General features: G+C 63.0%; 6 protein-coding genes. 2 read left to right on the top strand and 4 right to left on the bottom strand.

Features of this window, described 5'->3' with window-relative positions:
* Nucleotides 1–133 precede the first annotated feature (133 nt).
* Nucleotides 134–1,282 (bottom strand): helix-turn-helix transcriptional regulator, encoded by a 1,149-nt coding sequence (locus ACP7EG_RS27475; RefSeq protein ID WP_426090216.1) that lies wholly within the window; start codon nt 1,280–1,282, stop codon nt 134–136.
* A 300-nt stretch (nt 1,283–1,582) separates the two neighbouring features.
* Here ACP7EG_RS27475 and ACP7EG_RS27470 point away from each other — a divergent pair, with 300 nt between their 5' ends.
* The gene (locus ACP7EG_RS27470; RefSeq protein ID WP_034757699.1) at nt 1,583–1,801 is read left to right on the top strand and encodes a TOBE domain-containing protein; all 219 of its coding nucleotides are present in this window, start codon (nt 1,583–1,585) and stop codon (nt 1,799–1,801) included.
* 66 nt (nt 1,802–1,867) lie between these two features.
* On the opposite strand, the gene ACP7EG_RS27465 is transcribed toward ACP7EG_RS27470, so the two are convergent.
* A complete protein-coding gene (locus tag ACP7EG_RS27465; RefSeq protein WP_426090215.1) occupies nt 1,868–2,617 on the bottom strand; it encodes a LytR/AlgR family response regulator transcription factor in 750 nt (249 codons plus the stop codon).
* Complete coding sequence (locus tag ACP7EG_RS27460) at nt 2,614–3,873, bottom strand: sensor histidine kinase (RefSeq protein ID WP_426090214.1); 1,260 nt, start codon at nt 3,871–3,873, stop codon at nt 2,614–2,616. Before ACP7EG_RS27460 ends, ACP7EG_RS27465 begins: the two co-directional genes overlap by 4 nt.
* Nucleotides 3,874–4,290: 417 nt before the next feature.
* Here ACP7EG_RS27460 and ACP7EG_RS27455 point away from each other — a divergent pair, with 417 nt between their 5' ends.
* Nucleotides 4,291–5,169 carry a serine hydrolase gene (locus ACP7EG_RS27455; RefSeq protein WP_071077862.1) on the top strand — a complete coding sequence of 293 codons (879 nt, stop codon included), beginning with the start codon at nt 4,291–4,293 and terminating at the stop codon, nt 5,167–5,169.
* Here the strand turns inward: ACP7EG_RS27455 and ACP7EG_RS27450 are convergent, their stop codons facing one another.
* Nucleotides 5,170–6,102: a DMT family transporter gene (locus tag ACP7EG_RS27450; protein WP_426090213.1), complete on the bottom strand. Its 933-nt coding sequence runs from the start codon at nt 6,100–6,102 to the stop codon at nt 5,170–5,172.
* Nucleotides 6,103–6,150 lie beyond the last annotated feature (48 nt).

The following is a 6,150-nucleotide window of genomic DNA, read 5'->3' as shown; positions in this document are numbered from 1 at the left end:
TGTTTATACCCCACCGAACCGGACAAATATTGCTGGATAATGCTGAGCTTAAATTGCTCACTGTACTTCGACATGAAAAACCCCAAAAGTTGGTGTCCAACTTTTGGGGTTCAGTTCACTTGTCCCGGTTTTTTTATGGCGCTGCGCCGGCGTCCCACTCCAGCGCGCTGAACAGGCTGGCGATCTCGCTGCTGCGGCGCGTCCCCGTCTTGGCCAGGATGGCCTGGATCTGGCTGCGTACGGTACTGATGCGGACGCCCTTCTGCCGCGCGTACTCGGCAGGCTCCATGCCATCGGCCAGCGCCAGCGCCAGCGACCACTCGGCCCCCGTCAGGCCACATGGCCGCTCGACCGGCCCCGGCCAATACCGCCGCCCCGCCCGGAACAGCGGCCGCAAGGACAGCATGACCATCACCGCTGCATCGCCCACACCGTCCTGCCCTATGCGCACGGGCAACGGCAGGATGCCGATTTCCAGCGCCGGCCGGCCATCTTCATCGCAGGCATACAAGGGAGCGGGACGGTGGCACGCCAGTCCGACGCAGGCTTGCCGCACGCGCTGCGCCAATTGCTGTTGCAGCAAACTGGCGCGCACCTGCACCCCGCCGCCGCGCACGGCAATCAAGGGGTGCGCCTGAGGTGCGGCGGCCAGCAGCCGCTGCGCCGCCAGGTTCATGAAGACCAGCCGCAGGCAGGCGTCGACCAGCAAGATGGCGCGCGGCAAGGCATCAAGCGCCTCCCAGGCCAGCGCGCCATGCGCCTGGGCTAGCTGTGCCGTATCGCGCAGGCGAAACACATTCGGCAAATGATCTAGCACGCGCTGCAGCTGGCCGCGCGTGTTTCGATCATAAGGACCTTGGCCGGCGGTGCGGTGTGCGGACAGGATGGTGAGCGCGCCGTTGTCGCGCACGACGCCGCTGCATGAGTAGCGGATGCCCGCGCGCAAATAGAAATCCTGGAAATACTCGCTGCGCGCCACGGCCTGGTCGCTGAAATAGTCTTGCATCAAGTGCATGCGCCCAGGCGGGTCGTGCGTGAGGACCGCATAGCCGGGATCGAGCGTGTGATAGTAGCGGCGATAACCGTGCTCCCACGCTTGCTCGTCCAGGCCCGTGATACAGGCGCGCGACGGCGCCATCTCCGCTTCCGCTTTCAGGAAACAGCAAGCAACGTCGCCACCTGCCAGGCTGGCGAACGCGCGCATGGCTATGCCCCACTGCAACGGGTCCAATGCCGCCCGGTAAAAGGCGGCGATGACCGGGTCAGCGTCTTCTTGATTCATCCCTCCTCCTGACGGCGCCGCATCCTGCATCCGAAGGATGCGCTGCAGGCCATTTCGCAACGTATCGGCCTGCATTCACAATCGATCACCTTGATGCGCAGCGATCACCATGCCAAGACGGTGCTTCAGGAAACTCAGACTAGGGACGGCAAGAATAGTTCCGCGCCGGCTGATTGCACTTTGCGCCAAGAAAACTTTCTGCATAACCATATGCGCATCGATTCGTGGTCAAAAGCGTGTGCACGCCGTACTCTGGCCATGTCGCGCCGCACGGCGTTTTACGGGCACAAAGGAAATATCATGGCTATCTCGGAAGTGAATGTACGCAACCAGTTTCGCGGCAAAATCAAGGAAATCATCTTTGGCCCCGTGGTCTCGGAAGTGGACGTGGAAACGCCGCACGGCATCGTCACCTCGGTGATCACCTCGCGCTCGATCAAGGACCTGGACTTGAAAGTGGGCAGCGAAGTCATCGCGCTGGTCAAGTCGACGGAAGTGTCGATCGCCAAGATCCAGTAAGCGTCGCCCACCCACTGACGCCGCGCCCCTTGCCATCCGGCAGCGGCGCGGCGTTTGCATTGCAGGCTAATCGCGAAACAGATACGTAAACGTGCGGCTGACGGGCAGCTTTTCCGTGCTGCCACGCACCAGCACCTGCATGCGCTCGGCGTCGATGCGCTCGGCCGCCTCGATGGCTTTCACGTTGACCATGGTGCCGCGGTGGATTTGCCAGAACTGGTCGGGATCGAGACCGCCCAGCAAGTCCTTCAGCGGCGTGCGCACCAGCGCTTCCGAGCCGGCCAGCACCACGCGCGTGTACTTGGTGTCGGCCTGGAAGAACAGCACGTCGTCGATATTGATCAGACGGATCTGCTTGCCCACGCTGGCCCTGATCCATTTCAGTTTTTCGCGCGGCGGCGCCGGCAAGGCGGCGCGCAGCGACTGCAATAAATTGGCCATGTCGGCCGGTTGCGCACCGAGCTTATCGCGCAGGCGGGCCAGCGCCCGCTGCAGCCGCTCGGCCTGCACGGGTTTCAACAGATAATCGACGGCGCCCGCGTCAAACGCATCGACGGCGTACTGGTCGTAGGCCGTGACGAACACCACATGGGCGCGCTTGCCGATGCGCTCGGCCACTTCCAGGCCCGACAGGCCAGGCATGCGGATGTCGAGGAAAACTACGTCCGGCTCGTGCTCAAGGAAACCGTCCCAGGCGTCGTTGCCGTTTTCCGCCACCAGCACGACTTGCGCCTCGGGCCAGGCTTGCGCCAGCATCATTTGCAGGCGCTCGCGCATCAAGGGTTCGTCTTCGGCGATCAGGATGGTGGTGTTCATGCGGCAGGTTCTTTCAGGCTGGATACAATTTTAATGGGCAACACTATTTCAGCGATCACGCCGCCCTCTTCGCCGTCGCGCAGGCTCAAGCTGGCAGACGGATCGGATAACAACAGCCGGCTGCGCACGTTTTCCAGGCCCAGGCCGCTTCCAGGCGCGCTGCCCGCGCCGCTGGGCGGCAAGCCCATGCCCGTGTCCTGCACGCGCAGGCGCAGCATGCCGTCCACCCGCAGCGCCGACAGGCGGATCTCGCCGCCGCGCAACGATGGTTCAATACCGTGCTTGATGGCATTTTCCGCCAGGGTCAGCAAGATCATGCTGGGTATCGTCGCGTGCGCAAACTCGGCCGGCAAGTCCAGCGCATAACGCAGGCGCGAGCCCATGCGCGCCTGCATCACGCGCAAATATGCGGCCACCATGTCGAACTCGCTTTGCAGCGGCACTTGCTCGCTGCGCATCTCGGCCAGGCTGGCGCGCAAAAACGCGATCAGGTCGGCCGTCAATGCCGCGGCCCTGCCCGCGCCTTGCGCGCCCTGCTCGGCCAGTTGCTGCACGGCGCCCAGGGTATTGAACAGGAAATGCGGCTCGATCTGCGCGCGCAGCAGGCGCAGCTGCGATTCGCTCAATTCGCGCGCCAGCCGGTCGCGCTCGGCATCCTGCTGCAGCTGCACGGTCAGCGCCTCGTACTGGCGGTTGCGCCAGGTGGTGACGATCGCCAGCGGCACCATGTAAAACAAACCGGCCACCAGCAAAGCGATGCCGCCCACGCGCAGCAAGCGCTCGAAGGCCATGCCCATGGAACCGGTATCGCTCCAACCGGCCAGCAGCACGCCGGCCGCTACCCCTGCCGCGCAAGTCGAGACGATCAGCAAGAGTTTCTTGAACTTGTGGCGCACGGAACTGCGGTAATTGAACCAGACGCCAACCAGGCCCCACGCCAGCGCAAAACCCAGGCCATTGCTGAAGACCAGGGCCTTGAGCAATTCGAAGCGGGCCGGCAGCAGCAGGTGCAGGGCGACGCCGATAGCGCTGAACAACAGCATCAGCTTGAACGCGGCAATGTAAAAACCGGCACCACGATACTTGAGCAGGAAAGCGTGCAACTGCTGGCGCTCGATCGGCGTCAGCTTGACCAGCTTCATGGCGACGTAGCGGCGCACCTTTCCCTGGACCTGCTCCGCCAGCTCGGGATGTTGCAGCACCCGCAGCGATTCTTCGTCGATGCTGCGGTACCAGTCCGTATATTTTTTTAACACAATGTGTTCTCCGTAGTCTGTGATTCAGGCATGAACGCAGTCTACGGCGCCCCCGTTGCAGGGCATAGCGCGGGGCGACGAAACACGAAGGGGCAGGCATCAACGACGAAGCGCGCGGCGCCTGCAAAACCCTCGCTGCCAATATTGCTGAAATAATACGAAGTTTCCAGGACGAAATCAATAATCGCACAACAATTTTCACTACGGCAAGAATAGCCCCATTTATTTGCCAAATTGGCCGCAACGCCGCTTGTTGCGGGCTTGTACCGTAGACATCGCTTGATCTTTAATGGTATTGTTTAAGCTTGGCAAATATTGCCTCCGAGATACACGCCGCGTCCCCGCGCGGCCCCGTTCCGGATTTGCGCGCAGCGCCCTTGATGGCGCCCCAAAACTGCTTTCCCACATACAAATCCCATGCTCAAAAAAATGTTCGCCGCGGTGCTGATGACACTTTCGACAGCGGCCATCGCCGTGCCCTTCGGTTCCCAGTCGATCCTGGTAGTCGAAGACGGCACAGGCAAAATCTTGCTTGAAAAAAATTCCAACGTGGTGGTGCCCATCGCCTCGCTGACCAAGCTCATGACGGCCATGGTCGTGCTCGACTCCAAGGCGAATATGCAGGAAGAGATCAGCATCGACCGCGAGGATGTCGACACCTTGAAACACAGCACCTCGCGCGTGCCCGTGGGCGCTACCCTGAGTCGCCACGACGTGCTGCAGCTGGCGCTGATGTCGTCCGACAACCGCGCCGCCGCCTCGCTGGCGCGCACCTTCCCCGGCGGCCCCACCGCGTTTGCCGTGGCCGTCAACGCCAAGATCAAGGCCCTGGGCATGCGCCAGACCGTCATCGAAGAACCGACGGGCTTGTCGCCGAACAACCAGTCGACGGCGGCGGACCTGGTCAAAATGGCCGTGGCCGCCTCGCGCTACCCGGAAATCAGCCGCATCACCACCGATTCGAAGGACGTGATCCAGATCAAGGGGCGCGACGTGGAATACCACAACACGAACCGCCTGGTGGGCGCCAAGGGCTGGGACATCGGCCTGTCGAAGACGGGCTACACGAATGAAGCGGGGCGTTGCCTGATCATGCGCATCAAGTCGGCCGGCAAGTTCGCCACCATGATCCTGCTCAATGCGCGCGCCAATTCCGTGCGCGCCATGGACGCCGTCAACATCCGCCGCATGCTGGCGGCCGAGAACGGCATCGAAGAGCCGAAAGTGATGCGCGCCTCGGTCAGCCGGCACAAGAAGGCACCGGCGAAACCGAGCAAGCGCCGCCGCGCCAAATAATTATTTCGCTTGCCGGTTGGTCATGACCACGCCGGCAATCGTCACCGCGCCGCCCACCAGCATCGAGGCAAGCACGGGCTCGCCCAGCAGCGCCGCCGCCAGCACGATGCCGAACACGGGCACGAGGTTGTTGAACACGGCCGTGCGCGACGGGCCCAGCGCTTTCACGCCCTCGTAATACCAGACAAAGCCGATCACCGTGCCGAACACGCCCAGGTAGCCGATGGCGGCCCACACTTGCCATCCAAAGCTGTGCCACGGCACCGTCGGGAATTCCAGCACCGCCCCCACCAGCAAGAAGGCCAGGCCCCACATCGACGCATACGTGGTGGCGGCGATCGGGCTCAGGCCCTTCAGCGCGACCCTGCCGATCAGGGTATAGGCGGCCCAGCTGGAAATACCGCAAAACATGAATACTTCGCCCATGCCGATGCCGCCGCCCGTGCCGTGCAGCACGCCGGAGAGATCGCCGCGCGTGATGACGATGGCCGTGCCGCAAAACGCCAGCATGATACCCAGCCACTTGAAGGAACCGAGCCGTTCGCGGAACAGCATGGCCGAGGCCAGCGCCGTGACGATGGGGTTCAGGGCCACGAACAGGGCCGTGCGCCCGGCCGGCATGCGCGACAGGGCCGCCAGGAAGCACAGGTTGTACAAGAAGATGCCCGTCAGACCCAGCGCCGCCGTCGTCGCCAGCTGCTTGCGGTCCAGGCGCGGCAAGCCCCCTTCCAGTTTCCACGCCAGCACGACCAGCAGCAGCACGGCCACGCCAAAGCGCCCGCTGGCGGCCGTCATGGGTGGCATCTGCTGCGCCAGCACGCGCCCGGCGATGAAGGTACCGCCCCAGAACAGGGCGACAAAGATCAGTTTCAGGTAGACGAGCGGCGAGTGCACGGCAGGCAAGGCGGCTGAGGGTATGGCGGAAGGTCGCATGGAAAGTCCTATGATGTCACTTGTGCAGCGGACGCTGAACGTATATAT

Source organism: Janthinobacterium sp. PSPC1-1 (assembly GCF_049897625.1).
GTDB lineage: Bacteria > Pseudomonadota > Gammaproteobacteria > Burkholderiales > Burkholderiaceae_D > Janthinobacterium > Janthinobacterium tructae.
This window is presented reverse-complemented; position numbering and strand designations above follow the sequence as displayed.

Excerpts from the sequence above, each read along its gene's own strand:
- ACP7EG_RS27455 (WP_071077862.1), top strand. The coding sequence starts at position 4,291 with ATGCTCAAAAAAATGTTCGCCGCGGTGCTGATGACACTTTCGACAGCG.
- ACP7EG_RS27470 (WP_034757699.1), top strand. The coding sequence starts at position 1,583 with ATGGCTATCTCGGAAGTGAATGTACGCAACCAGTTTCGCGGCAAAATC.
- ACP7EG_RS27450 (WP_426090213.1), bottom strand. The coding sequence starts at position 6,102 with ATGCGACCTTCCGCCATACCCTCAGCCGCCTTGCCTGCCGTGCACTCG.
- ACP7EG_RS27475 (WP_426090216.1), bottom strand. The coding sequence starts at position 1,282 with ATGAATCAAGAAGACGCTGACCCGGTCATCGCCGCCTTTTACCGGGCG.
- ACP7EG_RS27465 (WP_426090215.1), bottom strand. The coding sequence starts at position 2,617 with ATGAACACCACCATCCTGATCGCCGAAGACGAACCCTTGATGCGCGAG.